Origin of the sequence: Muricauda sp. SCSIO 65647 (assembly GCF_021534965.1) — a bacterium.
Lineage (GTDB): Bacteria > Bacteroidota > Bacteroidia > Flavobacteriales > Flavobacteriaceae > Flagellimonas_A.
The window spans coordinates 1,669,678-1,695,709 of sequence record NZ_CP091037.1; the positions used below are offsets into that span (position 1 = coordinate 1,669,678).

Consider the following 26,032-nt stretch of genomic DNA (forward strand, 5'->3'; position numbering starts at 1 on the left):
AAGTACACCAAATACTTAGATTTGTATATCATTTCTGCAATTTGAACGGCGATAGCCCATCAGCAAGTTCCCGATCATTGGCCAACCTTTTGACTTTGTTCTGACCCCCTAACTTGCCGATTGATTTCATATATTCTTGAAACCCTCCTTTACCGATTTTGGTAATCTTTAGACGTTGAAGAATTTTTCCATCCAACAAATCAAAGTAATAGCTGTTCTGTTGCTGCATCGAAGTATCGAGCAATTGGGCAAACGCTTCCAAATCATGCGGTGTTTTCTCAAATTCGACAAGCCATTCGTGATAGGGCAGTTCACCTTCTTCTGGATCTGTCTGTGGGGCCACCGTAAACTCGTTTACTTGTGCACCTGTTTTTTCTATGGCCTTTTGCATGGCCTCTTCAACCTCTTTGGCAATAACATGCTCACCAAAAGCCGAAATGAAATGTTTTATTCTTCCAGAAACCACGACCCTATAGGGGTTTGTTGAAATAAACCGAACGGTATCTCCTAGGTTATAGGCCCACAGTCCTGCATTTGTAGAAATGACCATGGCATAGTCAACCCCCAACTCTACATCTCTAATGGTCAAACGGGCCGGGTTTTCATCAAAAAACGCATCTGCTCTCACAAATTCGTAGAAAATACCTGAATCGAGCAATAAAAGCATTCCCTTTTCAGTTTGTGAGTCTTGATAGGCAAAAAATCCCTCACTGGCCGGAAACAACTCAATACTGTCTACCTTTCTGCCCATCAACGCCTCAAATTTTGAACGATAGGGCTCATAATTCACCCCGCCATAGATGAACAATTGGAAGTTTTTGAACAAATCGCCTATGTTCTCGCCTGTTTTTGCCTTTAACCGCTCGAAATACATCTGTACCCATGAGGGTATGCCCGCAATCACGGTCATGTTCTCGTTCACCGTTTCTTTTACAATTGCCTCTACTTTGGTTTCCCAATCTTCGATACAGTTGGTCTCCCAACTCGGTAAGCGGTTTTTTTGCAAATAATCGGGGACATAGTGGGCCGATATGCCCGAAAGTCGTCCGAACTTGATGCCGTTTTTTTCTTCCATCTCTGGACTACCCTGTAGAAAAATCATTTTCCCATTTACAAAACTGGAGTTACCCGTCTCATGAATGTAACTGAGTATCGCATTGCGAGAGGCCTCGATCTGGTATTTCATCGATGCCCCGGTGATAGGAATATACTTTGCCCCAGAGGTCGTGCCCGATGTCTTGGCAAAATAGATGGGCTTGCCGGGCCACAATACATTCTTTTCCCCGTGCCTGACCCTTTCTACATAAGGTTTCAATTGCTCGTAATCGCGTATGGGAACCCTCAGTGCAAAATCTTCTTGTGATTTTATTTCACCAAAACCATGGTCTTTCCCAAAAGCAGTATTGACAGCTGTTTTGAGAAGCTTTTCGAATACCTTCTCTTGGGCCAAGACCGGATTATCGACCCACCGAGAATTTTTAAAGTGTACGTATCTGGCAAAAACTTTTGCGGCAAAAGCTTTTAAGGACATAGTGCTAGTTAAAGTCTATATAGTCTTGGGGGTCAATGGGTTTTCCATCTTTCCATAGCTCAAAATGAAGATGTGGCCCAGTAGTAAGTTCACCGGTATTGCCCACAGAGGCCACCACCTCACCAGCGTTGACATGTTCGCCTTGCGATTTGTTCAGTGAACCACAGTGTTTGTATGCCGAAATCAAATCGTCTTCGTGCTCAATGATGATCACATTTCCCGTGTCAGAGGTCCATTCTGCAAAAATAACAGTACCATTGGCAACGGCCTTCACGGGTGAATCTTTCGGAGTGGTCACATCAACCGCAAAATGTTTTTGGTTGACATCGTACCGTTGTGAAATCTCACCGCTTACCGGCGGAAAAAGTATGGTTCTCGTGCCCTCGACGGTACGTTCGAAGAGATTGTACTTATCTTCAAGCTCAACTTGTTCCCTTAGCTCCAAATCTTCTTTGATAGGTGTCAGATTTATGGTATTCGGATCCAGTTTGTATTTCTCGAAAAGTGAATCACGGTTGGTCTCGGTATTTTCGATGTCTCCTCTCAATACCATTCTGACATTTTCCAAATACCGATTGGTATAATTCAATACAGTGACCAAAGAATCAGTCTTGTAGGTCAATTCGGTGGCCTGTCTTTTGAGTTTTGTCGAAGAATAGCCCGGTATATATTCGCGCAAAGGCGTAAAGGCGATCAACAAGGTGGTCAGGGCGATCAACACAATAATGAAAATAGTGCCTGTTACAAAGACATTCAGTCGATTTAGCTTAAAGGAAATCTTTTCTTCAAAGGTGCTTTCGTTCAAAATGACGAGACGGTACTTATGAAGCAGCTTTCTCTTTATCTCCTTGCGCTTTTTACCCTTCTTGGCCATGGTGCAAAGATAATGGTAATGCCCATTTACCGCCATGATTGTGAAAGTTTTATGAAAACCATGAATTTGGGCGTCAAAAACAATTATACTTCGTAACTTTCGTTAAGAGCATACAGACTTTATAGCTACTTTTTAGTACTTTTATCAATTCAAATGAATACTATGATTGCTCAGAATATTTTTCTCGGTATGTTGGGACCATGGCAGATTGTACTCATCGTGGTCGTGGTGCTCTTGCTTTTCGGCGGAAAAAAGATCCCTGAACTTATGCGGGGCCTTGGTAGCGGTATCAAAGAATTTAAAGACGCTTCCAAAGAAGATGAAAAGTTGGAGGGCAAAAAGGAAACCGACTCTTAAACCTCAGCTTTTTCTTACTTTTTCCTTCTACCAAAACCTGCCTTTTGCCAGTCTAGATGTGGTCTTATCGGTAAAAAACACCACATTTTGCCGTTTCATGCTGTAAATCCATCCTTTCACAACAAAAAATTAGCCGACAATGCCATTCAGGGTACTTTTGTCGTTATAACCAATGTGGTAATGTGCATTTTGTTTTTTGCCGATTTCATGGCACATGCCCCAGGTTTTAGTATCAATCCATAGGGATATAATGAGGAAACTAGTTATTACGGTCATCACGGCCTTGGTGCTCTTACCGTACCATACCTTCTCACAAGAACTCAACGCAGCCTATCAGACCATGGCCGCTTCTGTGTTTGAAGAAGATATGGGTGAACAAAATGAGCCCGAAAGAACCGATATCAAGACCAAGACTTTTTCGAAGATCAAAGGGGCCCCAGCGGGCTATTATCTCATTGCCAATACCTACTCCAAAAAAAAATACCGCGATCGTTTTATAAAAGACCTGAACAAGAGGGGACTGCACGCCCATTTCATTACCAATCAGAAAGAGGGTTTAAGCTATGTCTGTGTAAACCACCACACCAATTGGAATGATGCCGTGGCCGATTATGATTCGGGCCTACAGGGCAAATATGATGGTGAGCTTTGGGTGCTCATCATTGAAAAAGATAACGACACAAAAGTTGAAAAGGCTAAAGTCCCTGTTGCGAACGGCCAAGCCAAGTTGATCAAAAGAGCCAATGAGTACTACGATATGATGTGGTATAAAGAAGCGGCCAAATACTACGACCTTGCTCTTGAAAAGAATGCAGCATTGCACTCAAAAGAGGTGTTGCAACGTGCAGGTGATTCACATTATTTCAACTCGAATATGGAAAAAGCCCATCATTGGTACCATATGCTGTATGAAAACCACAAAGATGAAATCACATCGGACAACCTGTTCAAATATGCCCATGCCCTAAAGGGAAACAGCAAGTACGGTAGGGCGAAGCGAATGATGCGCCTATACAAAAAACGCCTAAAAGAAGAAGGTCGGCACACTTCACGGAACATAGCAGAAAGACGTGAGACCGTTCTTGATGAGATCTTGGGCAATACTGAAGAAACCGAGGTCAAAAATCTGGCCATCAACTCTAGGTACTCTGATTTCTCACCCATGTTCTACGGTCAAGACAAAATGGTATACGCTTCGGCAAAAGATTCAGGGTTTTTAAATACCAGGCGGTATAAATGGAACAACCAGCCCTATCTCGACCTTTATGTGGCAAAGATTAATGAACGATCAAAGACCCTTGACGAATCAAAAAAGTTGTCAAAAAAAATCAATACCAAATATCATGAGGCCTCGGTGACCTTCTCACCTGATGGTTCGACCATGTTTTTTACCCGAAACAATACCAAGGGCAAAAAGGTTATTTGGGGCAGTAGAAAAATCAATTATCTAAAAATTTATCGTTCTGACCTAATCGATGGAGAATGGACACAAGCCAAAGAATTGCCGTTCAACAGTGATGAGTTTTCGACCGGACACCCTGCTCTGAGCCCAGATGGTAAATTACTGTACTTCGTATCAGATCGCCCGGGCACTATTGGCAAGACCGATATTTTCGTCGTTGATGTGAATGATGACGGCACTTACTCAGAACCTAGAAACCTGGGCCCAGAGATCAATACCAAAGAGCGTGAGATGTTTCCTTTTGTGAACGATGAAAAGCTCTATTTTTCTTCGGATGGACACATTGGTCTCGGCGGATTGGATATTTTTGAGGCCGTTCGTTCCGATACCGGTTTCGACATGCCCAAGAATTTGGGAAAACCCATCAACAGTAGCCTTGACGATTTCTCATTTATCATTCGCGAGGAAACCCAAGAAGGCTATTTTGCCTCAAACCGAAAAGGGGGCAAGGGAGATGATGATATCTACTCGTTCAAACGTTTACAGCCCGAAGAAGCAGTAAACCTGAATGCCATCACAGGCACCGTGACCGAATTGATCACCGGCGATGTCATGCCCAGTGCCCTTGTCGAATTGTTGGATGAGAACAACATCAAGCTTGCTGAAGCCGTTACCGGTGAAGATGGTACCTTTTTGTTCGAAGATCTTGAGGGCAACACCCAATACATGGTGCGTGTAAAAAAGGACGAATTCTTTGAAAAAGAACAGTCGGTCTCTACTTTGGACAATGAACTTGTGACGTCTGATGTTGGCATGAAACGATTGAAAGAGATGATCGCCATTGAAGATGGTGTCAAGAAGTTGAAGACCGATATGATACATTTTGACTTCGACAAATCATATATCAGAACCGATGCGGCAGAAGAACTCAATAAATTGGTCGAGATTATGGAGCAATATCCGACCATGGTCATTAAAATTGAATCGCACACCGATAAGTTTGGTCCGAGTGCCTATAACAAATATCTGTCGGACAAAAGGGCAAAATCTACCCGTGACTATTTGATATCGAAAGGCATCGATGCATCCAGAATAGCCAGCGCCGTGGGTTATGGAGAAGAACAACCGTTGAACGAATGTACCGATGGGGTGCGTTGTTCAAGAGAAAAACACCAGCAGAACAGACGATCAGAGTTTATCATCGTCGATATGTGATCTCTGCTAAACTGACCAACCCTACAAGCCCTGACCCTAAACGTCAGGGTTTTTTGGTAATCGCAAATGCCCCTGAATGCCACAATTCATCGATAAACGGTCAATGGTGTTGATGCTGTTCATCTGACCGGAAATACCGTTTGTGGACGATAGATGCCCGCAACCGCCGCTATACCTATTTTTCAAGTCATTTATCGCACTTTTTTCAATTTGGCCATGTATTTGGAGAACTTTATTTCAGTGTTCAATTAAAATGGTGTCTATGAAAAAATTTATACTTGTTAAAGAGATTTATTTAGAGGCGTTCAGAAACCTGGGAAATATTTTGATCACAAAATACTTCAAAGTGTTTTCGTGGTTTTGTTTCATCATGTTCTTTGTGGTGCTCTATGCGTTTATCTTTAGGGTTTCCACAGGCTTTGCCTTTGATTGATAAATCTTAATGCAGAAAGAATGAAACGGGCCCTTGTATGGGCCCTTTTTTATTAAAATTTTATGGAACGGCCAAGGTCTTCAGAATGGCCTCCAGCTCAAACATGTAATCGCGTTTTTCGGTAGCCGGGGCAAAGGTGAAGCCCTCTAATACCAATCTCCGATCGTTCTTCTTATCGTTGATGATATAGGTCAAGAAAGGACCTGCCATCGGATAGCCGTGTATCTCCCATATTCCACGTACCTCTACCGCTTTTTTGCCGGCCACTTCAGCAGGAAACACATATGGGGCAAAAACCTTTTCAGTGATCATATACGTGCCCTTATTTGGCCCGGGTATGTACTTTTCACCAATCGAATCACGCATTCTGACAATATCTTGTACAAAGGTGGAGTCGTTTGTCAAACTGCTCATGGGCATTTCGTAGGCAATAATGTTCATGGTACCTTTTTGTATCTGCCTATCGAGCCAAACAAATTTATCTTCTTCTTTCCCCACACGATATACGGAAGGAATGGTCAATTTGATACCAAATTGTTCTTCAAGGGCCTTTTCTTTGTTCAATGAGCGGGTAAAACGTTTCTGTGCTTCGCTGATTTCAACATCTCTATAGGCCATCATGGCCTTTTGGGCTATGCTGTCAAGGCCTTGTAGCAGCTCTTCATTGTTTGGGCCTTTGACCACGGTTACCCGTTGGGGCTTCGCATATACATCATTGCTTACGTAGGCCATTGCGGCAGAATCTCTGAGAACGTACAATATAGACCGAGATTCCAAGGCCGCACCGCGAAAAACCTTTGGCGGCAATTGTGTAATGGTGAACAATGGCTCTTCCCAGGGGAGCCCGACCACGGTTGCGGCAAAATGTTCACGAATGCGGTCGCCGACCTCACCTTGCCACAAATCGGTGTTCATGACCACCATCAATGAATTGACGCTGCCCGTAGAGGGTGGCAGAAATTTCTGTTTTTTAGAATTGTCGTTACATGAAATGCCGGCCAGTAACAGGCCGGTCAAGAATAGTGTCCCCAAAAATTTTTTCATGGTGCCTAATTTACGAAGAACAATCGCACAATTTCAATTTTGTGCCCGGTTTTAGATTGTTACCACTAATACCGTTCCATTCTCGCAAATTTTCAATGGAAACACCAGGATACTTTCTAGAAATTGTCCAAAGTGAGTCACCCTTTTGTACCGTATGCACTTTCGCGTTATTCGCCACAGCGGTTGGGGAAGCTGTTTTGCCGGCACTTTTCTTTGCCGTTGCGGTCTTGGCCACATAAGGTTTTCGCGGAAAAATAGTCAGCCGTTGGCCGATTCTTAGGTTGTTGCTGCGCAAGCCGTTCCATCGTTTGATCTGGCTCACGCCAACACCATAACGTTGGGCGATCTTGCCCAGATAGTCGCCGCTTCTTACCTTATACCGTATTTTGTTCTTCGCCTCTACCAATTGGGGCAATGGTTTTTCAGATGCATCGAATTCTTTCTTGGCATAGGCGTAAATGGCTTCTTCATTGTTGACGAATTTTCCGATTTTCGCCTTGGGTAATCGCAGCACATAGGTCTTGCCCTTAACCTTCGGTATAATTTTCAGTTTGTAGGACGGATTCAGCATCTCAAGCTCTTCCATATTGATATCGACCACCTTTGCGATTTGATCGAAACTGATCATGTTCTTTATATGTACCGTATCGGTCTCAAAATAGGGCCGCTCGGCATTCACCCGTTTCAATCCGTGTTCTTCGGCGTATTCAAAAATGTACATCGTCGCCAAAAAAGCGGGCACATACCCTGCCGTTTCACGTGGCAAAAAGGGTCTGATGTTCCAATAATTGCGATATCCTCCAGAACGTCTGATAGCCTTGTTCACATTGCCAGGGCCTGAATTATAGGCCGCCAAAGCCAAATCCCAGTCATCAAAAATATCATACAGCTTGGCCAAGTATTTACAGGCCGCCGTGGTCGATTCAATCGGATCTTTTCGCTCATCGACATAACTGCTGACATCAAGGCCGTACATCTTTCCTGTGCTGTACATAAACTGCCACAGTCCTGTGGCCCCTACTCTGGATCTCGCCCTTGGGTTCAAGGCCGATTCTACAATGGACAGGTATTTTATCTCTAATGGAATATTGTGATTGTCCAACTCTTGCTCAAACAACGGAAAATAGAACTGGCTGGCCGTCATCATACGCTCCATCAAACCACGCTTTCTTGTCAAAAACGATTTGATGACACTTTCCAATGATGGATTGTACGCAATATTAAAAGGGGTTTTTTCATTTAATCGTTCCAATCTCGATTTCAGTGTATCGGTGGGCAGGTCTATCAAAACCACTTCTTCACTTTCGATTTTTTGATTGGCCACCTCGTCGTACATTTCTGTGAAGAGGGCCGCATTTTTATACAGTTCACGTAACCAAAGGCTGTCATAGCGATACGCTTCTTGATGGTCGGCCAATTTAATGGTTCCCTTTTCAGAATCTTTGATTTCAACCATCGCCCCATCGAGTTTTTTGGGGTCAAGTGGCGGTACGATCTCTGTATTGGAAATAGAATCAGTTGCCACGGTCGGCTCAACGGCAGTCTCAATGGGTGCCATTGGTTCTTGAGCCAAAACATCGGTCATGACAAGACAAAGGACAAAAAAGAGGATTTTGGTTATTTGGTTCATTGGGTCATCAATTTGACATGGGGCTAACTAAATTGATCTTTTTTTCTGAATTACAAAAATTTAGGGGTCAAAAACCCTTTCTTATGCGGTAAATGACCCCTACTCGTTTAATAACGTTAAGATCAGTCCAATATTGCGGCTATGCCCGGTAATGTTCGCCCCTCAAGACTCTCTAACATGGCGCCTCCGCCGGTAGAGACATAGCTTACCTTGTCTTCAAAGCCAAACTGTTTTACCGCTGCGACAGAGTCACCGCCGCCCACCAGTGAAAACGCTCCGTTCTGGGTAGCCTGGTCAACGAAGTTTCCGACTGAAACGGTGCCCTTTGCAAAGCGCTCCATTTCGAAGACCCCTACCGGGCCGTTCCATAAAATGGTCTTTGATCCCAAGATGACGTTTTTGAAATTTTCCAAAGTAGCCGGACCCACATCCAAGCCCAGCCATCCATCGGCAATTTTGTCGACGTCAACTACCTTGGTGTTGGCGGCATTATCAAAAGCATCGGCAGCTACCACATCAATGGGCAGGTGCACGGCAACCCCTTTTTCTTCAGCTTGTCGTAAAATATCAAGGGCCAGATCGGTTTTGTCATCTTCACAAATAGAATCGCCTATTTGCCCCCCTTGCGCCTTGACAAAGGTATAGGTCATTCCGCCGCCGATGATAAGGTTATCGACCTTGTCCAATATATTTTCAATGATGGTGATTTTCGAAGATACCTTGGCTCCGCCCAAAATGGCCGTTACTGGTTTTTCACCGGTTTGCATTACTTTCTCAATGGCCTTGATCTCTCTCGCCAGCAAATAACCAAAACACTTTCTTTCTGGAAAAAATTCAGCCACTATGGTAGTCGAAGCATGTGCCCGGTGCGCCGTACCAAAGGCATCGTTCACATAAACATCACCATTTTTTGAAAGCTTTTCTGCAAAAGGTTTATCGCCACTTTCCTCTTCGGCATAAAACCGAAGGTTTTCCAACATCAATACCTCGCCGGTTTCAAGAGCCTCTATCGCCTCAGAAACTTTATCACCAATGCAGTCATCGACAAACTTCACCTCGACACCAATGATCTCTGATACTTTTTCTTGAATGTGGCCAAGCGACATATCTGGATTCACCTTGCCCTTGGGCCTACCCAAATGGCTCATAAGCACGGTGCTTCCGCCATCTTCCAGAATTTTTAGAATAGTGGGCTTGGCCGCTTCGATACGACTGGTGTCGGTCACATTGAAATCACCGTCTAAAGGCACGTTGAAATCTACCCGGATCAGTGCCTTTTTGTCCTCAAAATTAAAATCATCGATTGTCTTCATTGTTATGCGTTTATTGCTCGCCAAATGTAAAGATTTCAAAGGGTGGAGACAAGGCAACCACAGTAGTTTTATGGATAGCCGACCAAAAGCGCCCCAAATTTGTCGAGTACACAAAAAACGTATCTTTGGCACATGCGGTTTTCAGAGGTTCTGGGTCTAAGCCATATCAAAAATCACCTGGTGACCACGGTCGATAATGGGCGCATTGCCCATGCACAATTGTTCGTAGGGCCCGAGGGTTGCGGCACCTTGCCCATGGCGTTATGCTATGCCCAATATCTATTGTGCCAAAATTCTGGGGGTGAGAACCAGAATGGCAATGCCGCTTGTAACGCCAAATGTGATTCATTGATACATCCTGACCTGCATTTTGCCTTCCCCGTGGCCAATTCTGACAAGGTCAAATCGCATGCCGTCAGTGATCTTTTTTTGACCGAATGGCGCCTATTTCTAAAAGAAGAGCCCTATAGAAACCTATTCGATTGGTACCGCCATGTGGGCATCGAAAAGAAACAAGGACAGATCGGGGTCGATGAGGCCAATGATATCGTCAAAAAGCTTTCATTGAAATCATATGAAGGGGGCTATAAAGTGCTCATCATTTGGATGGCCGAGAAGATGAACACCCCGGCCGCCAACAAACTCTTGAAACTCATAGAGGAACCTCCTGATAAAACAGTGCTCTTGCTCATTGCTGAAAACGAGGAGCAAATCATCAATACCATTCGTTCGCGTTGCCAAGTTTTGCATTTCCCCCCGTTGCCTGCAGAGGTCATCGCCCAAGCCCTCATCAAAAGGGGATTGACCCATGAGGAAGCCCATACCATTGCCCATGAGGCCCAGGGAAACTTCAACAAGGCTCTCGATCTGATGAACAAAGACTCAGAAGATCTTGTCTTCGAGAAATGGTTTGTACAGTGGGTGCGCAGTGCCTTTAAAGCCAAGGGCAACAAGGCTGCCGTTCATGAATTGATTTTATGGAGCGAAGAAGTTTCCAAAACCGGGCGAGAGGTACAAAAAAAGTTTTTGAAGTATTGCCTAGTTGCCATGGAACAGGCCTTGATGCTCAACTATGGTGCCGAAGAACTGGTGTTTTTGAAGATACATATGGACGGATTCAAACTAAAGAAATTCGCCCCCTTTGTTCATGAGAAGAACATTCAGAACATCATGTCAGAGCTTGAAGATGCGCTCTACCATGTCGAACGCAACGGTAATTCTAAACTCATCTTCACCGATCTTTCAATAAAACTGACCCGTCTTTTACATGTGAAAGCGGCCTAAACATGACCATAAATAATGCACCTACACTTTTTTGAAAATGCCACAGAGACCATTTTGCTTGTTTTCATCATCATCGTCTTTCTACAAAGTGGAATCGATAAGGTAACGGATTGGGGAGGGAATCTTTCGTGGCTGAAAGGGCATTTTTCCAAATCGCCCTTCAAAAACAGTGTTCCTTTGTTATTGGGCATCATCACGGTCATGGAACTTGCTGCCGGTCTTTTGTCACTTGTAGGATCGGTGCACCTTTTGTTGCACGATAACGGAGGTTTTGCTTTCTACGGGGCACTTTTGGCCTGTATCTCGCTATTGATGCTCTTACTTGGGCAACGAGTGGCCAAAGATTACGAGGGGGCCAAAACGATTGTCATTTACCTCGTGCCCGCTGCTTTTCTGTTGTTTTTGTTGCAATAAAAAAGCCCCATTCGAAAGAAAAGGGCTTTTATAAAAACGGTCAAGAGTATTACTTCTTGTATTTATCGTTCAGAATCTTTAGCACCTTATCGGTCAAGTCATCGGCATCATTACCATAAAGCACGGCACCTCCATCACCGCCGCTCAAGATATAGGCATAGCCGTTTGCCTTGCCGAAAGCCTTGATCTCATTTTTGACCTTGCTGACAATGCTATCGATCTCTGTCTGGCTCGTCTGCTGCAGTTGCTGCTCTTCTTGTTGCAATTGCTGCCCTACAAACTGACCTCTTTGTTGCAAGAGATTGTATTCTTCTTGGGCGTTCTTTTGTGACATCTTTTGGGCCTTTGTCTGAAAATCTTGCAATTCTAGCTGAAAGGCCTGCGAGATGCTATCACGTTTTTTGGTGAATGCGCTCCGCTTGGTATTGAAACGTGTCTCGACATCAATTTTTTCTTGGTATCCATCAAGCAATTCGACGGTATTGACATAACCAATTTTTTGTTGCTGGCAGGCAGCTGCCAAAATCACGAAAAGGCCTATGGCTAATTTTTTCATTGTTCTTTTTTTAAGATGGCGCAAAAATAGAAAAGCTTTTTGAATGAGCTTGTTCGGAAAGGGAATATAAATTATGGTGTTAGAACTTTAGATAAATATAATCTATAGTTAAGCTGTCCTTTAATCATCAAAATTTATTGTTTTTGGTGCTCTATAATCGTTTCTGAGCCATCTTTTTACCACGGTGTGACATTTAACCAGCCACCATAGAGAACATCCCTCAAACCCTTTTAAATGGTTTTGTTTCGCTGCAAAACGTAAATCAGTGAAGAATACTCCCCTGAAAAGTAAGCTTTCAGGTTTGACCATAGCCCAACCCAGAAAAAAGCAAACCACCAAAAAGAATTTCCTTTGTACTTTTCTGAGAGCATGGAAACATAAAAAGCGTCAAAGGGCATGGCAATGGTCTTGGCCACTTTCATGTTCTGTTTGGCAAAAAGGTCAGCTATTGATTTTTGCGAAAAATGCCATAGGTGCCTTGGCACGTCATATCCTGCCCAAAACGCTCCATAATATTTTGCATCAAACGATCTGAAATTGGGCACGGCAACAAAAAGGGTTCCGTTGGCCCCCAATAATTTTGAAATCGTTTCGATCTGGGATTCCAGCTCGGGAAGATGCTCCAATACGTGCCACAGGGTTATGCCCTCAAACTTTCTTTCTTCAAGAGCCTTTATATCAGCGACCAGTGAAATTCCTTTTTCCATTGCTCTTTTTCTGGCAAATTCACTGGGCTCTACTCCCATTACCGACCCACCACCTTTTTGGGCTTCCTTTACAAAATCACCAGATCCGGCTCCGATGTCGAGCAACGATGTTTTCTTCCCGCACCACTTTTCGACCCATTTGACCTTTTTTGAAAGCATGCGGCCCTTGACCAAGAAATATAGCTTATCGAAAATTGTCTTTTTGCTGTCTGAATGGGAAATATAGGATTCACTATTGTAGTAGGCGGAAATATTTTCAGGCTGCGGACTTGTAATCAACATATCAGATGCCTCATCGTGCAACAAATCGAACAGCTCGTTCGAGACTGAAAAATCTTTAGTCCTTAAATAAGACTTCATTGTAATTGTGGGTCGCTAGATATTCTTTTTTCAGGTCTCGAAGATACGCCAAAACCTGTTTCCGTGAGGGGGAGTCTTTATGGAGGCAATCTTTTTCTGAATCGCTGAAGACTTCTATGGCAATGTACCAGTTTTGTCTTTCCAAAATATCGTTCCCGCTGATATACTCCTCTTCCTCACTTCCCAACGCTTCGTTCATCACGGCATTGAAGAGCGCAGGAAACATGTTCAGCGTTTTATCTTTTATTTCAACTTCATAAAAGGAAAAATAATAGTCGTCGCCCTCAACCGCAAAGGGCACCTGTACATCCACATAATAATCATCGAGCTGATACTTCGTGTTTATGTAGTCGTAAAACTCCCCCGCTTGTTTTGAATCCTCAAAAACAAATACGGTTTTTTTGGGAAGTCCTCTTTTAAACCGTTTTCCTTTGGTGACCTTGTAGTCAGAAATGCTTGGGGCTATACGGATGGGAATGCAGCTGTTGAGCAAAAAAACTCCGAGCAACAAGGGTAAAAAGTGCTTCATCTTGGTTTTGGTCCGGTTGCGGAACAAAACACAAAAACCAGGCCAAAAATCAAATGTTCCACGTGGAACATTTAAGGCCTATCGACCGAGAAATACCAGTAAGACACTGACATCGGCGGGCGAAACCCCGCTGATACGGGAAGCCTGGGCAATCGTAACTGGCCGTATGGCCTGCAGTTTTTCCCTAGCTTCAAAAGAAAGGGACTTTAATTTGGCATAATCAAAGTTTTCAGGGATGCGAACATCCTCCAATCTATGCAACTTATCCGCATTTAATTTTTCCTTTTCGATATAGCCTGAATACTTCACCTGAATCTCTGCTTGCTCAAGTACATCGTTCTGCAATTCGTTCTCCGCCACAAAAGAAGAGACTGATGCTAATTGTAGCATATGGTTCATGGTCACTTTCGGCCGTGAAAAAACCTTGAACAATTTATCTGATTGTTTGACGGTCGCGGAATTCAATTCTTCTAAAATCGGATTTATTTCTTCAGGATTGAAGCTCGTTTTTTTGAAGAAATTGATAAAATCTTGTGACTTTTTCTTTTTTTTCTCCATTTTTTTCATTCTTTCCGCTGTGGCCAAACCCAATTCAAAACTTCTAGGGGTCAAGCGCAAATCTGCATTGTCTTGCCGCAATAGGGTTCGGTACTCTGCCCGTGAGGTAAACATGCGATAGGGCTCTTCTGTGCCTTTCGTAATTAAATCATCGATCAATACCCCGATATAGGCCTCGTCTCTCTTTAAAATAAACGATTCTTTGCCTTTGATCTTAAGGTGTGCATTGATGCCCGCCATAAGGCCCTGCGAGGCCGCCTCTTCATAGCCCGTTGTACCATTGATCTGCCCCGCAAAATACAAATTGTCAATGAGCTTTGTTTCGAGCGTGTGCCGTAATTGGGTAGGCGGAAAATAATCATACTCGATGGCATATCCAGGTCTAAAGAACTTCACGTTCTCAAATCCCAAAACCGATTTTAAGGCGCGATATTGTACGTCTTCCGGAAGCGAGGTAGAGAAGCCGTTTACATATACCTCTACCGTGTTCCATCCCTCCGGCTCTACGAATATCTGATGGGAATCTTTATCAGCAAAACGATGGATCTTATCTTCGATCGATGGGCAATACCGCGGACCGATACTTTTGATCCTACCATTGAACATAGGGGAGCGGTCGAAGCCTTCACGCAGAAGATCGTGCACCAATGCGCTGGTGCGGGTCATATGGCAATCGCGTTGTCTCTGCAATGTCGGGGTCTCTAAATAGGAGAACCGCTCAGGATTTTCATCACCGGGCTGCACAGTCATCTTCGAATAGTCAAGTGAACGGCCATCTACCCTGGGCGGGGTTCCGGTTTTCATTCGCCCGCTATCGAAACCGAAATCGACCAGCTGTTCAGTAATGCCCGTAGCGGCCTTTTCGCCCGCACGGCCACCTCCAAACTGCTTTTCCCCAATATGTATCAATCCGTTGAGAAAGGTACCGTTGGTCAAGACCACGGCCTTGGCGCGAATGTCAATGCCCAATGAGGTGCGCACACCGACCACCTTGTTCCCTTCCACCAAGATCTCTGACACCATTTCTTGGTAGAAATCGGCATTCGGGGTCTGCTCCAATAGCAACCGCCATTCTTCCGCAAAACGCATACGGTCGTTCTGCGCACGCGGACTCCACATCGCCGGACCCTTAGATTTGTTCAGCATCTTAAATTGAATGGCCGAACGGTCAGTAACAATACCACTGTAGCCTCCCAACGCATCAATTTCCCGAACGATCTGGCCTTTTGCTATGCCCCCCATGGCCGGATTACAGGACATCTGCCCTATGGTCTGTAGGTTCATGGTGACCAAAAGTGTCTTGGACCCCATATTGGCCGCCGCCGCAGTTGCCTCAGCTCCCGCATGGCCACCGCCAACCACAATTATATCGTATTCTTTCTCAAACATAGCCCTATTGTTCCACGTGGAACATCTTGATCATTTCGTCTTCTTTGCGGCGCATCACACGCACCTCATCTTCCTTCTTGTCATTATAGCCCATAAGGTGCAATACCCCATGACACATCACGCGCTGTAGCTCATTCTCAAAACCGACCTTATGGTCTGCCGCATTGTCGTCGACCCGCTCAACAGAGATGAAAATGTCGCCCGCTATCAATTTACCAGAGGAGTAATCAAAAGTGATAATGTCAGTGTAGGTGTCATGGTTCAAATACTGCATATTGATGTTCCAGAGGTACTCATCATCGCAGAAAACGTATGCCAAATCTCCCAATTGAAATCCCTCCGATCTAATTACCCTACTCAACCAATCGGAATACTTGTCTTTATCAAGTTGAAAGTCATTCTCAAAATGGAAGTCAATCATTTTTGAAATACTCCCGTACCTTTCTACGGTATTCTTGCCGCAAAGGTAAGGCTTGTCGGTTTAAAATCTCGATTTCCTGTTCGTTGTTCTTGAACAGTTCTGGCTTGGTCAAAATGGGGGTCTTATAGCGGTCGGTATTTGTGGTGCTCTCCCGTTCCTTTTTTTCGCCCTGTTTCAAGGTGGCGTTCTCTAATTTCAACAACTGGTGCTGAATATAATTTGCCTTGTTCATCGTTCGCCTTGTGATACCGTTTTCTAATAGGTCATTCTCAAAATTCTCCATTTGCTGTACCAATTTCTTGGCCAGATCCCGGTCAGATTTGTTGATCATGTCTTGCAACTGTTGCTCTAGCTGCTGTCGTATCAACTGTTGTTGCTTGTATATTTCATAAATCTCTTTCAGCTCTTCTTCACTCATGCCATCGCCCGATTGCCCGTTCTGGCCATTTTCTCCATCCCCCCCGTTCTTGCCGTCTTTGCCATCCTTTCCGTTTTGACCTTCTTGGTTTCCTTTCTTGCCCCCTTCTTTTTCTCCGTGGCCCTCTTGTTGCCCATCGCTTTTTTCCCCAGATTGCGACTCTTGTTCTCCCTTGCCCGATTGGCCCATTTGCCCCATCTTTTCATTTAATTGCCCTTGGCCCTGAATGATATCGGGTAATTGAAAGTCACTGCCGCTTTGTCCGGAACCACTGCCTTGCTGCATGCTCATCTGCATATTGTCCAAGATATTGGCCAAAAAATCAGCCAGCGCATTACCGGCATTGATGACATACTGTTGATAGGCGGCCCCTTGATATACTTGGTTCTCTGCAATGCTCTCTAACGACTTGTCAATGTTATAGTATACCTCGGTGACCTGTTCGTTCACAAATTCAGATAGTTCTGCACGGCGCAGCGATAAGGCAAAAAGGCTATCATCAACATGCTCAAAAAGGTTTCGCAGTTCTTTTTGTTCGCGTACCGTTTCAGAGAAATTGGAGACATCAATATTCGCCTGTTCAACACGATCAAAAAGGCTTTCTTGTTTAAAGGAGAATATCACCAGATTATCAAGTATCTGTCGTAGCATTTCAGCATCTTCAGTGATTGACGAACCACCGCCCATCGAGGCGCCCTGCTGCAGGCTCTCGCTCATCTCCTTCATCTTCTGTGCCGCCGACTTTTGCTTTTGTGAGGCATTGTTCTGGGCGTTCTGCCGCTCCTGGTCTTGAGACGATTCTTCCATGCCCTGGTGCTTGTTGATCTCTTCCAAGGCGTCTTGCTGGTCTTGTTTGACCCCTTCTTGCTTGTTCTCGTCAATCTCAAGGTCTAGGGGCTTTTTCAGGTCTTGGTTGTCTTTTTGCAATTCGTCCAACTCTTCACTCAGCTTTTCAAAGTCTTCATTCAGCTTCTCTTGTTCCTTATTGGAAAAATCTTCTCCCAATTTCAATTCAGAAAGCATCTCTTGACGCTCTGCAAGCTTTGCCAACTCCTGTGCCAATTGTGAAGCCTTTTCGGTCACATAGTACCTTTTGGTGAGCTCTAAAAGCTGTTCGAGGTTACGCTGGTTCTTGCCCTGCTGCTTGCTGAGTTCTTCAAGACGCTTTTTGAGGTCGTCTTCCTCTATCTTGTCGGCTATTTTGTTCAGCTCTTCGAGCAGTTTGGCGTTCTTTTTGGCCTCCATTTCCTGACGCTCCAATCGCTCTTTCAGCAACTCGTTCAGCGCATCATCTTTTTCTTGCTTGTCAAGACTTTCTTTGAGCTGTTTACTGAACTTTTGCATCATGTCTTCTTGCTGCTGCTGTTTGCGTAAAAAGTTCTTGATCTGGTTCTTGTCATTGAAGTCCAGGCCCTTTTGCTCTTTCTGTTTTTCGTTGATCTTTTCTAGCTCGCTCTTTTGCTCCCGAAGTTTTTCAAGGGATTTGTCAAAATTGTCCAAAACCGACTCCTGAAACTCCAAGTCTTTGTTTTTCAGTTCATTATCAGAATACAGTATGGTACTGAACACTTGGCTCTTGGCGATTTTTCCCCCTCGTAACCCATCATTGTCGACCACTTCAAATACCAATTGGTACTCATTGCCGGGCTCAACGTCCAATCCTGAAGGGAAGGTGTAAAAAAACTGTTGCACATTGCTCTTGGGCCGTTGCAGTACCAGTCTTTGTACTTGCTCGGGATTTTCTTTTGGGGAGCAAACCACCCGAATCTTATCGACCAGATAATCGTCTGACACTTGACCTGAATAATACGATTCATTAAGGTTTAGCGAATCAAAGGCCTGTTCAACCTTTATTTGTGGACTTGCATCGCGCACTACTTTGAAGCTATACTCCAAAAACTCGTGGTTCTTGACATTTTCATTGCTGGTCGAAAGGCCATAATCAAGATTCTTGTAAATGCGTTTGCCCAATGAAAAAGCATCGCCGTTACGCCCAAAGGCCAACAGCGTATCGGCCAAATGAAGGTCAATGCGTTCGGTGTTCTTTCCCGTAATCTTCCAAATGGTCTCGGTGCCCTCGGGAATTGTTGCATTGCCCGTTCCCTTCAAGACCTCTGGTGTTCTGCCCGTATAAGTAGGGTACTGAAGGTGCAGCTCAAAATCTTGTAACGAAGGGGTCGGCAGGCTGATGATGGTATAGGCTCGCGAGCGATATCCGTTGGCCGAAAAATAAAACTCGGCCGCCTTTACCGGGGCCGCGAACCGGTGTTCGAAGACCCCCTCCGTTTTTTGCAGCAACCATTGTTGGCCATCGACCACGATGTACACATCTTCGGGCTGAATCTTCCCCTCTGTCATCATCTGTACCAACAAGGGCTGGTCATCAAACACCCTGAGCTCATCGTTCAGCAATTGAAATTGAAACGGAGCGGGCGGCTCATAGGCCAAATCATAATTGACGACGCGCTCGTAAGAGCCAAAAAACGATTTGAGATTGCCCGTCAACCCGATGAGGGCAATGAGCACCAAGGGAATGAGTCCGTATTTCGCATACTTGAGGTTTTCCTTGAAATCTATGGCCTGCACAAAGGGCACGGTGTCGAGCTGGTGCGAACGTTGCTCGATACTGGCCAGCAACAATTCAGATCTTTCCTCATCTTCGGCGAGTTCGAGCAGATTATAAAGCTTATCATCGACAAGCGGAAAGTGTTTTCCGATGAGCAATGAGGCTTCTTTGTTTGAGATGCCTTTCTTAATCCGAAACAGATAAAACAGGGGCGTAAGAATGAAACGATAGAGCAAGAAGGCCTCAAAAACCACGACCATGACCAATACTAGCAATCGTGCCGTAGAACCCATCCACAGAAAATACTCCAAAGAAAGTGCGGCCAAGAAGAAGAGCAGTCCGAATGCAAAAAACAACAGTAGGCCCTTTACCAATAGTTTGCGGTAGTATTTTGAAACGAAGCCGTTCAGCTTGTCAAGTATCTTATGGTAACTGCCCAAAATGCGCTATCTTTAAATTGTTGCAATCAAATAAAACCACGTCGATTCGAGTGATTTTTCGTAGAAAAATGGCATCTAGAATATCCTTTTCTACCGAAAGCCCTGTTCTCGATACTTTTCACAGGGAAAAACTCGAACTGACGGCTTTTTATTAAACTATATACCAAGATACCCGATATTGCACGATCGGGCTGAAAAAGTTGTGTTAAAATGGATGATTGGAAAGATTTGCGCTACCTAGCGGCCTTCACCATACCCCTCTCGGCGGTAATCAGCCTCTATTTCAAGGGACCGTGGAGCTATTTCACACCATTTTATGCCTTTGTGCTGATCCCGGTCATGGAAGTGTTGCTGCCCCAAGATGCCAGTAACCTCGACGGCGAGGCGCGTAAAGAAAAGGAAAAGAGCCAATTTTTTGACTGGTTGCTCTATCTCAATCTGCCCATCGTGTACGGATTGTTGGCCTACCTGCTTTGGGATGTTTTTCATCATTCGTATGCCCCTTACGAGCTGGTCGGGCTTTGCCTTTCACTGGGCGTTGTTCTGGGTGTCAACGGCATCAATGTGGGTCATGAACTGGGGCACCGCCAACAGACCGCTGAACGTTTTCTGGGGAAAGCCCTGCTCTTGCCCTCGTTCTATATGCACTTCTATATCGAACACAATTTTGGGCACCACGCCCATGCGGCCACTGCCGAAGACCCTGCCACCGCAAAATACAACCAATCGGTATTTTCTTTTTGGTTCACATCGGTGACGCGGCAATATGCCAACGCCCTAAAAATTCAACAAAAGCTCTTGCAAAATGCCGGTAAAGGGTTTTTCTCGATCCAGAACGATATGCTCTGGTACCTTATTTTTCAATTGGGCTATCTCGCCGTTATATTTGCTCTTTTCGGCGCTACCGGACTTTGGTTTGCCCTGGGGGCGGGAGTAGTCGGATTTCTGCTGTTGGAGACCGTGAACTATATCGAGCATTACGGACTCATGCGCAAAAAGCTGCCCTCTGGGCGCTACGAACGGGTACGGGAATGCCATTCGTGGAACAGCAACCATGTCATCGGCCGTATCGTGCTCTATGAGCTGACCCGTCACAGCGACCACCACTACAAATCGGCCAAAAAATACCAGGTGCTGGAATGTCACGATACCTCGCCCCAAATGCCCTATGGTTACCCGACCAGTATGGTGCTTTCGTTGGTGCCCCCGTTGTGGTTCGCCATTATGAATCCGCGTATTCCCAAAGAGATGAAACCCGATGCCGATTCGCTTTCGCTGGCCTGATGCAATCACTATCTTTGCTGGCAAAATACTGAACTATGACCAATGTGAGGGTTCGTTTTGCCCCCAGTCCGACCGGACCGCTACATATCGGTGGGGTGCGCACCGCACTCTTCAATTACCTGTTCGCCAAAAAACACGGCGGCACTTTTGTGCTCCGCATTGAGGACACCGACCAGAGCCGCTATGTCGAAGGCGCAGAGCACTATATCATCGAAGCGTTAAACTGGTGCGGCATTCCCTATGATGAAGGCCCTTCGTCCTTGGTGGGTGAGCGTAGTCGAAGCCACCATGACAATTCAGAGAAATTGGGGTCTGAGGGTAATCGAAAACCAGAAAAAGGTGGTTTCGGGCCCTATCGCCAGAGCGAGCGCAAGCAGTTGTACCGTCAATACGCCGATGAACTGGTTAAGAACGGCCATGCTTATTACGCCTTTGATACGCCCGAAACGTTGGATTTTCACCGAAAAGACCACGAGGCCAAGGGCAAGACCTTTATCTACAATTGGCACAACCGGTTGAAACTGACCAATTCGTTGTCGCTTTCAAAAGAAGAGGTGCAAGCGAAGCTAGCTGCCGGTGAGGCCTATGTGATCAGGTTTAAATCACCACAAGATCGTCAGCTGGTGCTACATGATGTGGTTCGTGGCGAAATCATTATCGATACCAACATTCTCGACGATAAGATCCTGTTCAAGAGCGATGGCATGCCCACCTACCACTTGGCCAACATCGTGGATGATCACTTGATGGAAATCACACATGTTATTCGTGGGGAAGAGTGGCTGCCCTCATTGGCCTTGCATAACTTGTTGTACGAAGCCTTTAAATGGCAGAAACCCATTTTTGCACATTTGCCGCTGATCCTGAAACCGACCGGAAAGGGAAAATTGAGCAAGCGCGATGGTGAAAAAGGAGGCTTTCCCATATTTCCATTGTCGTGGGAAGATTCGGCGGGTTATCGTGAAGCAGGCTACTTTTCAGAAGCAGTGGTCAACTTTTTGGCCCTCTTGGGGTGGAACCCCGGTACGGAACAGGAACTCTTTTCACTCGAAGAATTGGTAGAGGCCTTTTCTTTGGAACGGGTGAACAAATCGGGGGCACGTTTCGATCCCGAAAAGACTAAATGGTACAATCACCAGTGGCTACAGCGCAAAAGCGATGAGGAGTTGGCCAGTTTATTTACAAAGGTGCTTGAAGGCCAGGAGATTCCTCCCCCGATAGCCATCGGGGTTCGAAATGACAACTACGTTGAAAGGGTCGTGTCGCTTATCAAAGAGCGGGCAGATTTTGTGCAGGATTTTTGGGGATTGGGCGATTATTTCTTCGCGGCCCCGACCACCTACAACGAAAAAGCGGCCAAGAAGCAATGGAAGGAAGACACCCCGACCATCATCAAACAAGTGGGCGAGGTGTTGAACACTATTGGGGACTTCTCTTCTGCCCACATCGAAAAACAGGTCAAGGAGTGGATTGCCGCCCAAGAGCTTTCTTTTGGTAAGGTAATGCCCCCATTGCGGTTGGTTATCGTTGGCGATATGAAAGGCCCGCACCTGTTTGACATTATGGCGCTGTTGGGGAAAAAAGAGTGCTTATCCAGAATCGATACTGCCCTAAAGACTTTGGGCTAGCACTGTCATTTCTCGTCGCCCCTAACTCCCCACCCGATAATTATTGAGCGTTAGTGGGATTTCGGGGCGCTGTCGAAATGACTCATTTGCCATGCTTTAATCGTTGTGGCAACGGTATGCCCAGCTACACGCCCGACACTGCACTTTAGGGGTTGCGCGCCTAGCGTTTTTTTGCAATCAACAACAGCGAATCGGCTTCTTCGAACTCGGCATACCGCTCGATCAAAAGAATCTCGAAATGGTCTTCAAAAAATGTGCGCAACGCATTTTCTGAATGGTAGTTTACAAATAGGCCCTTAAAGATTTCGGAGCCCTCCCCCCGCCAAAACGAATGGCAAACAATACCATTGGGCCCTAAAATCTCGTGTTGTCTTTTAATGGAAGCCGCTAGCTCATCATCCCTCAAATGGTGCAGTACTTTGTTGGAATAGATTCCCTCAAATTTTTTATCGGTGACCAAGGTAATGGCATCCAGTTCGAGAAAGCTACCCGTTGGGTTATTGGCCTTAAGATGCTTGAGAAATTCTTGTGAGTTATCAGAGCCTGTGACCTGATAGTCTTCTTTTAAGAGGTTCCAATCGGTGCCCGGCCCGGTGCCGATCTCGAGCAGGCTGGCCTTTGGTGGCAAGAACTGTTTTAGTTTTTTGATCAGTGCGCCCCCATTGACCCCTTCGGCCAACCGAATGTATTCGTCAACAGATTCTTTGGTCTTATAGTATTCGGTCATTGGTTTGGTTTTTATGAGCTAACAGTTTTGGTTAAGGGTTGGCCCCTTGGGGCGATGAACAATGGCCAATGTCGTGCATTCGCTCCTTTTATTCAGTTGGGATCGGCAAATTATGTTGCCTTAAAAATGATAGTTTGTCCCAATAGCCTCTTTGAAATTTAATTTTCCCATTCTCGATTTGAAAGAATCCACAGCCCCGTAGCCCTAATGGGTCTTTCCATTCTAAAATTCCCCAATCGTTATCTTCAAAAATGTTCTCGACTAGGCAGGTCATGTCTGCTTGGTCAAACTCATTTTTAAACATTTCTTTGATGGCCACTTTTCCAACAACCGGTTGATGGGTCACTTGATGGTTAATGGCGTCATCATGATAAAATTCTGAAAGCCCTTCAGCGTTTCCTTCGTTAAAGGTTTCCACCCATTTTTCGATCAATTCTTTTGGTTTCATTTCTATTGGTTCGTTTTGTCAGTATGAAGCGCAGCGGTCTCAGCGAGTGTTTTAAAGCCCCTTATACATTGAACTATTTTACTTCAAAAGTAAGGGTTGCCCAGTTCGATTCATAGTCTAAAGACCCTTCATCGCTTTCGATCATGTGAATGGTGGCAATATACCATTGCCCTTCATTGCCAATGGTAAAACTGACCTCTCCATTATCGTTGGTTCTTACAGCGGTCTCGCCCTCGCCTTTCTCCCCAAAGTTCTTTCGAGAGCTGATGTGTACGGTTTGGTTGCCGAGCGGTTCGCCCCTATACAGCAGTTTGAACGACATGCTGTCTCCCACGGAAAGGATATAGGGATTTTTTAAAGGAATAAATTCTATGGGATACCCTAGGGAGGTCGAAAAGTGTTCTGTTCTTTTTTCGTCAACCTGAAATATGGCCTTTACATGTTTTGAATATTTTTCTCGGGCCATTTGGTCGGAAATCCCTTTGGATTTTCGATCCTCGATTACTGCAGTCAACCCTTCGTGTTCCAAATAAGCCGTAAACTCTTCCCCACTGAGTTCGATTGTTCTCGGTTTTGTTGAAACTCCAGCCACATAGGTCCCGGCAAAACCTGTTTTGAATTGTAAATAGGTGGCTTTGTCTTTATCATAGTAATCATCAGGGGATGGTTTGAAATTGTATTCAGGACCGATGATCTGCGGGTCGATGATTCGATCTCTTGTGATTACATTTTCACTTTCATCGAACGTTCCGTTAAAAAGATACAGTTCTGATCGGCTATTCTCCTCGAGAAAATAGGTGTCAGACTTAAGAAACAGTTCATGTGACGATAGGGTGAAAAATAGGGCCAATAGCAGTACGGTAATCGCTGTTCTTTTCATTTTAATGGTTTGATTATTCTCCTTTTCTCAAATCGTTGACGGTGGTTTTTGTTATCTCAAAATAGGCGATTTCGTGGGTTGCGGCCTCCCCGACCGGACATTGCGCTTCTATGCCAATCTTGACCGAGTCTGTGTTTGGCAACGTGCTCAATCGGGCCATTTTGAAATCGTTCCCATCTATTGACCAATGCATGGAATACTGGTTGTCTTTTCGAACCAATTTTAACCAGATTTGGTCTTGGTCTTTTAAGATCGCCCCATTGGCATCGTCAGAAATCTCTTTGGTAACCACCGTAACAATGCTTCTTCCGGTCGCATCAGAGTTTTCAAAAGCGAACTTGATCCAGTGATCATTATCGATATGAACCATGAGTGCCACGGCATTCCACAATGAAGAAAAATCAGGCCGCACCAAGGCCTTTGCGACAAAATCGCCTTTCAACTCCTTATACAATATAGGCGCAGTGGCGGTCTTCTTTTTATCTTCTGGATTATTAAAAAAATCGGTTTCCTTTTCAGCTACTATCTTTAAAGCTCCCTCTTTGATTTCAAAAGACTTGGGTTCATTTAACCATTTGAACTCCCCCAAGTTTTCATCAGTAAGCTGTTTCAACACATTGTTTTGCCCATACGCTATCGCTGTTGATTTTGAATTCTTGTTTTGAACGCACCCTATCTGAAGTAGTAAAAGAATCATGAGCAGGGGAATACGATTTCGAATGGTCAGTTGCATATGGTCTGGGTTTTTAATAATTGGTGGTAGCGGTCTTTAGGTTTAAAGTTAGGGAAAAGGCAGTTATGAATTGTTGCCGTATTGTAAGTAGTTCTTAATATAATTCTTGTGCTATTCTTTTTTCAATTTGCTCTAAATAATCCATTTGATTTTCAGAATCTATAAATCTCTGCCATTCGTCTTCAAACATACTATAGTATCGCTCATTCATTTTTTCAAAATCAGATGGCTCATAGAAGTCGACTTTGTTTTTTCTCAATTCGTCAACCTGTTTTTCCATTTTTCTACGGTAAATTTCCAAAAGATTAAATTTTGCTTGTGCAACCCTCAGATTAATCAAATCCGTAGTATCCGAAGCATAAGATTCTTCTGGAATGAAAACCGTTTTAGATCTAAAGAGAATTGGATCATCAGAATTGTAGCGAGCTGATAAGCCAACTTTTGCGTAAAGCCCTTGCTTATTATAGGAATTTAAAAAGTCTGACCATCTAAGTTCAGTAGATTGAGACCAGACAATTTTGTTCCTCAAAGTCCAATATTCTTGAAAGTCATAATAATATTTTGCCAAGTACAATCTGAAAATGACGAACAGAACTAGAACTGAAATAAACAATATGATAATTCTCCAAATTCTATTCATTCAGATCACAAATTTCAGTCAAAGGTACTTCCAAGGCTTGGCTGATTCTGAACAAAGTATGGATGGTGGCATTTGTACGCCCCTTTTCGATTCGTGAAATATTGGTCGTGTCAATTCGGGTCTCTATTTTTCCGACGAGGTCAACTTGGGTAAGGCCCTTTTCAAGTCGAATGCGCTTGACGTTCTGTCCGATGATTTTCAACATTTCCGATTTTTCCATACTTGCCATATTTGACAAGTCAAGAAAAGGT

Annotated in this window: 24 protein-coding genes; 7 read left to right on the forward strand and 17 right to left on the reverse strand. The window is 44.6% G+C overall.

Annotated features, from left to right (window positions below):
- Window positions 1–28 precede the first annotated feature (28 nt).
- Window positions 29–1,531, reverse strand: a complete 1,503-nt coding sequence (locus L0P89_RS07505; protein ID WP_235267786.1) for a GH3 auxin-responsive promoter family protein — start codon at window positions 1,529–1,531, stop codon at window positions 29–31.
- A 4-nt stretch (window positions 1,532–1,535) separates the two neighbouring features.
- Complete coding sequence (locus L0P89_RS07510) at window positions 1,536–2,405, reverse strand: M23 family metallopeptidase (protein WP_235268006.1); 870 nt, start codon at window positions 2,403–2,405, stop codon at window positions 1,536–1,538.
- 162 nt (window positions 2,406–2,567) lie between these two features.
- Here L0P89_RS07510 and tatA point away from each other — a divergent pair, with 162 nt between their 5' ends.
- The 3 genes from tatA to L0P89_RS07525 all read left to right on the forward strand — a co-directional run bounded on the left by tatA (window position 2,568) and on the right by L0P89_RS07525 (window position 5,812).
- Window positions 2,568–2,762 carry a twin-arginine translocase TatA/TatE family subunit gene (gene tatA, locus L0P89_RS07515; RefSeq protein WP_313790949.1) on the forward strand — a complete coding sequence of 65 codons (195 nt, stop codon included), beginning with the start codon at window positions 2,568–2,570 and terminating at the stop codon, window positions 2,760–2,762.
- Window positions 2,763–3,012: 250 nt separating this feature from the next.
- Window positions 3,013–5,379, forward strand: coding sequence for an OmpA family protein (locus tag L0P89_RS07520; protein ID WP_235267787.1), 2,367 nt, complete (start codon window positions 3,013–3,015; stop codon window positions 5,377–5,379).
- A 262-nt stretch (window positions 5,380–5,641) separates the two neighbouring features.
- Complete coding sequence (locus L0P89_RS07525; RefSeq protein ID WP_235267788.1) at window positions 5,642–5,812, forward strand: DUF6747 family protein; 171 nt, start codon at window positions 5,642–5,644, stop codon at window positions 5,810–5,812.
- Window positions 5,813–5,872: 60 nt separating this feature from the next.
- Here L0P89_RS07525 and L0P89_RS07530 read toward each other — a convergent pair whose 3' ends face one another.
- The 3 genes from L0P89_RS07530 to L0P89_RS07540 form a co-directional block, all read right to left on the reverse strand.
- Window positions 5,873–6,856 carry a DUF4837 family protein gene (locus tag L0P89_RS07530; protein WP_235267789.1) on the reverse strand — a complete coding sequence of 328 codons (984 nt, stop codon included), beginning with the start codon at window positions 6,854–6,856 and terminating at the stop codon, window positions 5,873–5,875.
- Window positions 6,857–6,866: 10 nt separating this feature from the next.
- Window positions 6,867–8,486, reverse strand: coding sequence for a LysM peptidoglycan-binding domain-containing protein (locus L0P89_RS07535; protein ID WP_235267790.1), 1,620 nt, complete (start codon window positions 8,484–8,486; stop codon window positions 6,867–6,869).
- 122 nt (window positions 8,487–8,608) lie between these two features.
- Entirely contained in the window at window positions 8,609–9,799 is a 1,191-nt protein-coding gene (locus tag L0P89_RS07540) for a phosphoglycerate kinase (RefSeq protein ID WP_235267791.1), read from the reverse strand.
- A 132-nt stretch (window positions 9,800–9,931) separates the two neighbouring features.
- Between L0P89_RS07540 and holB the strand changes: the two genes are divergently transcribed.
- Window positions 9,932–11,083: a DNA polymerase III subunit delta' gene (gene holB, locus L0P89_RS07545; RefSeq protein ID WP_235267792.1), complete on the forward strand. Its 1,152-nt coding sequence runs from the start codon at window positions 9,932–9,934 to the stop codon at window positions 11,081–11,083.
- A 15-nt stretch (window positions 11,084–11,098) separates the two neighbouring features.
- A complete protein-coding gene (locus tag L0P89_RS07550; RefSeq protein ID WP_235267793.1) occupies window positions 11,099–11,497 on the forward strand; it encodes a DoxX family protein in 399 nt (132 codons plus the stop codon).
- A gap of 49 nt (window positions 11,498–11,546) precedes the next feature.
- Here L0P89_RS07550 and L0P89_RS07555 read toward each other — a convergent pair whose 3' ends face one another.
- The 6 genes from L0P89_RS07555 to L0P89_RS07580 form a co-directional block, all read right to left on the reverse strand.
- Window positions 11,547–12,053 (reverse strand): OmpH family outer membrane protein, encoded by a 507-nt coding sequence (locus tag L0P89_RS07555; RefSeq protein WP_235267794.1) that lies wholly within the window; start codon window positions 12,051–12,053, stop codon window positions 11,547–11,549.
- Between the two features lie 230 nt (window positions 12,054–12,283).
- Window positions 12,284–13,120 (reverse strand): class I SAM-dependent methyltransferase, encoded by an 837-nt coding sequence (locus tag L0P89_RS07560; RefSeq protein ID WP_235267795.1) that lies wholly within the window; start codon window positions 13,118–13,120, stop codon window positions 12,284–12,286.
- Window positions 13,098–13,649: a hypothetical protein gene (locus L0P89_RS07565; RefSeq protein ID WP_235267796.1), complete on the reverse strand. Its 552-nt coding sequence runs from the start codon at window positions 13,647–13,649 to the stop codon at window positions 13,098–13,100. The genes L0P89_RS07560 and L0P89_RS07565 overlap by 23 nt, the downstream gene beginning before the upstream one ends.
- Before the next feature lie 78 nt (window positions 13,650–13,727).
- Window positions 13,728–15,596, reverse strand: a complete 1,869-nt coding sequence (mnmG, locus tag L0P89_RS07570; protein WP_235267797.1) for a tRNA uridine-5-carboxymethylaminomethyl(34) synthesis enzyme MnmG — start codon at window positions 15,594–15,596, stop codon at window positions 13,728–13,730.
- 4 nt (window positions 15,597–15,600) lie between these two features.
- Window positions 15,601–16,017: an rRNA maturation RNase YbeY gene (gene ybeY, locus L0P89_RS07575; protein ID WP_235267798.1), complete on the reverse strand. Its 417-nt coding sequence runs from the start codon at window positions 16,015–16,017 to the stop codon at window positions 15,601–15,603.
- Complete coding sequence (locus L0P89_RS07580; protein ID WP_235267799.1) at window positions 16,010–19,441, reverse strand: DUF4175 family protein; 3,432 nt, start codon at window positions 19,439–19,441, stop codon at window positions 16,010–16,012. The genes ybeY and L0P89_RS07580 overlap by 8 nt, the downstream gene beginning before the upstream one ends.
- Window positions 19,442–19,651: 210 nt before the next feature.
- Between L0P89_RS07580 and L0P89_RS07585 the strand changes: the two genes are divergently transcribed.
- Both L0P89_RS07585 and gltX read left to right on the forward strand, forming a co-directional pair.
- Window positions 19,652–20,725, forward strand: a complete 1,074-nt coding sequence (locus L0P89_RS07585) for an alkane 1-monooxygenase (RefSeq protein ID WP_235267800.1) — start codon at window positions 19,652–19,654, stop codon at window positions 20,723–20,725.
- 35 nt (window positions 20,726–20,760) lie between these two features.
- Window positions 20,761–22,353 carry a glutamate--tRNA ligase gene (gene gltX, locus L0P89_RS07590; protein ID WP_235267801.1) on the forward strand — a complete coding sequence of 531 codons (1,593 nt, stop codon included), beginning with the start codon at window positions 20,761–20,763 and terminating at the stop codon, window positions 22,351–22,353.
- A 160-nt stretch (window positions 22,354–22,513) separates the two neighbouring features.
- Here the strand turns inward: gltX and L0P89_RS07595 are convergent, their stop codons facing one another.
- The 6 genes from L0P89_RS07595 to L0P89_RS07620 all read right to left on the reverse strand — a co-directional run bounded on the left by L0P89_RS07595 (window position 22,514) and on the right by L0P89_RS07620 (window position 26,001).
- Entirely contained in the window at window positions 22,514–23,080 is a 567-nt protein-coding gene (locus L0P89_RS07595) for a class I SAM-dependent methyltransferase (protein WP_235267802.1), read from the reverse strand.
- A gap of 88 nt (window positions 23,081–23,168) precedes the next feature.
- Entirely contained in the window at window positions 23,169–23,528 is a 360-nt protein-coding gene (locus L0P89_RS07600; RefSeq protein ID WP_235267803.1) for a nuclear transport factor 2 family protein, read from the reverse strand.
- Window positions 23,529–23,601: 73 nt separating this feature from the next.
- Window positions 23,602–24,408 carry a DUF4198 domain-containing protein gene (locus tag L0P89_RS07605; RefSeq protein ID WP_235267804.1) on the reverse strand — a complete coding sequence of 269 codons (807 nt, stop codon included), beginning with the start codon at window positions 24,406–24,408 and terminating at the stop codon, window positions 23,602–23,604.
- Between the two features lie 13 nt (window positions 24,409–24,421).
- Complete coding sequence (locus L0P89_RS07610; protein ID WP_235267805.1) at window positions 24,422–25,141, reverse strand: DUF1349 domain-containing protein; 720 nt, start codon at window positions 25,139–25,141, stop codon at window positions 24,422–24,424.
- A 94-nt stretch (window positions 25,142–25,235) separates the two neighbouring features.
- A complete protein-coding gene (locus L0P89_RS07615; protein WP_235267806.1) occupies window positions 25,236–25,670 on the reverse strand; it encodes a hypothetical protein in 435 nt (144 codons plus the stop codon).
- A 103-nt stretch (window positions 25,671–25,773) separates the two neighbouring features.
- Window positions 25,774–26,001, reverse strand: coding sequence for a helix-turn-helix domain-containing protein (locus L0P89_RS07620; RefSeq protein WP_235267807.1), 228 nt, complete (start codon window positions 25,999–26,001; stop codon window positions 25,774–25,776).
- Window positions 26,002–26,032 lie beyond the last annotated feature (31 nt).